Raw genomic sequence first — 3881 nt, 5'->3', positions numbered from 1 at the left:
TGGCGGGGTTGGTTTGTATGGGTGGGGGGGGGGGCCGCGGGGGGGGCGGCCCCGGGGGGGGGCCCCGCCCCCGACGACGTTGGTGAGGCGTCAGGCCGGGTTGGCGACCTGGACGCGTGCGGCTCGGACGACCTTCTCGCCGAGCCTGTAGCCGGGCTGGAGCACCATGGCGACGCTGGGCTCGGTGACCTCCGTGGAGTCCACGGCCATGAGGGCCTCGTGGAGCTGGGGGTCGAAGGCCTCGCCGGCCTCGCCGAAGCGCTCGAGGCCGAACTTGTCGGCGAGGAGCGTCTCGAGCTTGGTGGCGGTGGTCTCGAAGGTGCCGGTGAGGTCGCCGTGCTGGCGGGCGAGCTCGACCTCGTCGAGGACGGGGATGAGCGCCTCGACGACGCTGGCCTGGCCGGCGGTGCGGTGGCCGGCGGCACCCTCGCGGGAGCGCCGGACGAAGCCCTGGTACTCCTGCTGGAGGTTGTAGAGGTCGGCGCGGGCGCGGGCGAGGTCGTCCTGGGCCTGCGCGGCCTCGGCCTTGGCCTGGTCGAGCTCGCTCAGGGGCTCGCCGTCGGTCTCGGCGTCGGCGTCCGCGTCGCCGGGGGCGGGCTCGCCCTCCCCCAGGTCGGCCTGCGGGTCGCCGCCCAGCTCGGAGCGGACGTCCTCGAAGGCGGACTCGACGGCATCGGCGAGGGCCGGGTCGCCGGACTCGTTCGAGGCGGAGGCCTCGCTGTCGTCGGCGCGGTCGTCGCGGGACTGGTCGTCGCTCACTTGCTCTCCTCCTGGTCCTGGGTACCGGACCCGTGCTCCCTCAGGTGCTGCTGCGCCTGCTCGACCTCGGCCGGCACCTCGTGGGCGTCGTGGTCGCCGTCGCCGAGCTCGGCCTGGGGCTTGCCGCCCTGGTCGGCCCGGACGTCGTCGACGGCGCCGTGCTGCTGCTCGTCGGAGCCGGCGGCGGGCCGGGCCTGCTCGGCCCGGTCCGCGCCGTCGCGCTGCTCGTTCGCGGAGGTCACTTGGACTCGTCCTCGTCGTCGACGATCTCGGCGTCGACGATGTCGTCGTCCTCAGCCGGGGCCTCGGGGCCGGGGGTGGCGCCGGAGGCGTCACCGGCCGCGGCGGCAGCCTGGTCGGAGGCGTAGAGGGCCTCGCCGATCTTCTGCGCGACGGAGTTCAGCTTCTCCTGAGCGGTCTTGATCGGCTCGACGTCCTCGCCCTCGAGAGCCTTCTTGAGCTCGTCGATGGCGCCCTGGACCTCGCTGGAGACGTCCTCGGGAAGCTTGTCCTTGTTGTCCTTGAGCAGCTTGTCGATGGAGTAGGCCTGCTGCTCGGCGGTGTTGCGGACCTCGGCGTCCTCGCGGCGCTTCTTGTCCTCCTCGGCGTGGGCCTCGGCCTCCTTGACCATGCGGTCGATGTCCTCCTTGGGGAGGGCGGAGCCGCCGGAGATGGTCATGGACTGCTCCTTGCCCGTGCCGCGGTCCTTGGCGGAGACGTGGACGATGCCGTTCGCGTCGATGTCGAAGGAGACCTCGATCTGCGGGATGCCGCGCGGGGCCGGCGCGATGCCGGTCAGCTCGAAGGTGCCCAGCGGCTTGTTGTCACGGGCGAACTCGCGCTCGCCCTGGTAGACCTGGATGAGCACGGAGGGCTGGTTGTCCTCGGCGGTGGAGAAGACCTCGGAGCGCTTTGTCGGGATGGCCGTGTTGCGCTCGATGAGCTTGGTCATGACGCCGCCCTTGGTCTCGATGCCCAGGGACAGGGGCGTGACGTCGATGAGGAGGACGTCCTTGCGGTCGCCCTGGATGACGCCGGCCTGGAGGGACGCGCCGACGGCGACGACCTCGTCCGGGTTGACGCCCTTGTTGGGCTCCTTGCCGTTGGTCAGCTCGCGCACGACGTCGGAGACGGCGGGCATGCGGGTGGAGCCGCCGACGAGGACGACGTGGTCGATCTCGGAGAGGGAGACGCCGGCGTCATTGATGACGTTGTGGAACGGGAGCTTGGTGCGCTCGAGCAGGTCCGCGGTCATCTCCTCGAAGTGGGAGCGGGTGAGGCGCTCGTCGAGGTGGATGGGGCCGGACTCGCTCATGGAGAGGTACTGCAGGTTGATGTTGGTGCTCGTCGCGGAGGAGAGCTCCTTCTTGGCCTGCTCGGCGGCGTCCTTGAGGCGCTGCATGGCGATCTTGTCCTTGGACAGGTCGACGCCGTTCTTGTCCTTGACCTGCTTGACGAGCCAGTCGACGATGCGGGCGTCCCAGTCGTCGCCGCCGAGGCGGTTGTCGCCGTTGGTGGCGCGGACCTGGATGGTGGAGAAGCCGTCCTCGTCCTTGCCGACCTCGAGCAGGGAGACGTCGAAGGTGCCGCCACCGAGGTCGAAGACGAGGATGAGCTCGTCCTCCTTGCCCTTGTCGAGGCCGTAGGCGAGGGCCGCGGCGGTCGGCTCGTTGACGATGCGGTCCACGGCGAGGCCCGCGATGGTGCCGGCCTCCTTGGTGGCCTGACGCTCGGCGTCGTTGAAGTAGGCGGGGACGGTGATGACCGCGTTGGTGACGGGCTCACCGAGGTAGGACTCCGCGTCCGCCTTGAGCTTGGCGAGGATGCGGGCGCTGATCTCCTGGGCGGTGTACTTCTTGTCGTCGATCTCGACGGTCCAGTCGGTGCCCATGTGGCGCTTGACCGAGGAGATGGTCCGGTCGACGTTGGTGACGGCCTGACGCTTGGCGACCTCGCCGACGAGGACCTCTCCGGACTTGGAGAAGGCGACGACGGAGGGCGTGGTGCGACCACCCTCGGCGTTCGGGATGATCGTGGGCTCGCCGCCCTCGAGGACGGCGATGGCGGAGTTGGTGGTACCGAGGTCGATACCGACGGCGCGTGCCATGTGTGCTGCTCCTTCATGCTCCGCTGCGGAGCGAGTAGGTGAAGTTGAGTGGTATGCACTCAAGGATTGTGATTGAGCCGGAACCTGTCAACTCCGGACGACCCAACCTTGAGTCTGACTCACTCAACCTTGAGCATGGGCGCGTTATTCCGTGCAGGCTTCAGCGGCGGGGTGATGCGCATCACTATTGTGGAATCCAACTTAAGTTGTCCAAAATCCAGATTCGTCCAACCGGCGTGTCAAATCGTCCAAACATCTTGTCCGGAGCATCCTTGAGTCGTGAGCGGGATCACAGCGAAGGTGCTGTATTGCTCCGCTGCCGGCGAGGAGCAGGTGGCGGACTGGGAGGTTGCGCTCGCAGACCAAATTGTTGAGGGGCTGCCTGTTCGGTTTCCGCCGTCATACCGGGGCCAGCGCAACCGCCCGGGCTTCTTCTGGGCGTCCACGGACCGGCGCACGCATGTCTACGAGAGCCTGTTGGAGCTGGAGCGCTTGTGGGTGGCTGACTTCGACCCATCGGTGGTTGCCCTGGCTTCGCAGCCGTTCCAGCTCACGGGCGTGGACGGAGGCGTCCAACGTGCTCATGTCCCTGACCTGCTTCTTGTGACCGCCCGCCGGCAGGCGGTGGTCGTTGACGTCAAGCCGGCTGGCCTGTTGAAGGATCCGAGGGTCCGCGAGCAGTTCGCTTGGACGCGCAAGCTGTGTCTGAAGAAGGGGTGGGGCTACGAGGTCTTCTCTGGCACCAACCCGGTGGCGGTGCGCAACATCCGGTTCTTGGCCAGTGGGCGCCGTCCGGAGCTGCTGCCTGCTGGCCTGCTGGATGAGGCCCGGCAGGAGGCCCCGAGCAAGGGGACGGTGGGTGAGTTCCTGGCTTGCCGGCCGGCTCGGTGAAGCGCCCTGGGTTTCGTTCCGACCTGTTATCTCAAGGAGGATCGGATCATGCCCCAGAAGTACACGCCCGAGTTCAAGGCGCGCGCCCTGCAGCTCATCGAAGAACGCGTCCAGGCCGAGCAGT

General features: G+C 68.4%; 4 protein-coding genes. 1 reads left to right on the top strand and 3 read right to left on the bottom strand.

All coding sequences use genetic code 11. From position 1 onward, the window contains the following. Positions 1 to 90: 90 nt before the first annotated feature. From IXW69_RS08010 to dnaK, 3 genes are read right to left on the bottom strand one after another with little or no spacing between them, the layout of a single operon-like run. On the bottom strand, positions 91 to 759 hold the full coding sequence (locus IXW69_RS08010) for a nucleotide exchange factor GrpE (RefSeq protein ID WP_194785823.1): 669 nt from the start codon (positions 757 to 759) through the stop codon (positions 91 to 93). Further along, positions 756 to 1001, bottom strand: coding sequence for a hypothetical protein (locus IXW69_RS08005; protein WP_194785822.1), 246 nt, complete (start codon positions 999 to 1001; stop codon positions 756 to 758). Before IXW69_RS08005 ends, IXW69_RS08010 begins: the two co-directional genes overlap by 4 nt. Continuing rightward, positions 998 to 2866: a molecular chaperone DnaK gene (gene dnaK / locus IXW69_RS08000; RefSeq protein WP_194785821.1), complete on the bottom strand. Its 1869-nt coding sequence runs from the start codon at positions 2864 to 2866 to the stop codon at positions 998 to 1000. The genes IXW69_RS08005 and dnaK overlap by 4 nt, the downstream gene beginning before the upstream one ends. Before the next feature lie 279 nt (positions 2867 to 3145). Between dnaK and IXW69_RS07995 the strand changes: the two genes are divergently transcribed. Continuing rightward, positions 3146 to 3757: a TnsA-like heteromeric transposase endonuclease subunit gene (locus IXW69_RS07995; RefSeq protein WP_194785820.1), complete on the top strand. Its 612-nt coding sequence runs from the start codon at positions 3146 to 3148 to the stop codon at positions 3755 to 3757. The last annotated feature ends 124 nt before the right edge of the window (positions 3758 to 3881 follow it).

Origin of the sequence: Actinomyces haliotis, from assembly GCF_015355765.1 — a bacterium.
In the GTDB taxonomy this organism is placed as follows: domain Bacteria; phylum Actinomycetota; class Actinomycetes; order Actinomycetales; family Actinomycetaceae; genus Actinomyces; species Actinomyces haliotis.
The sequence above is the reverse complement of the archived record's forward strand: the minus strand, read 5'-3'. Positions and strand labels throughout refer to the sequence as shown.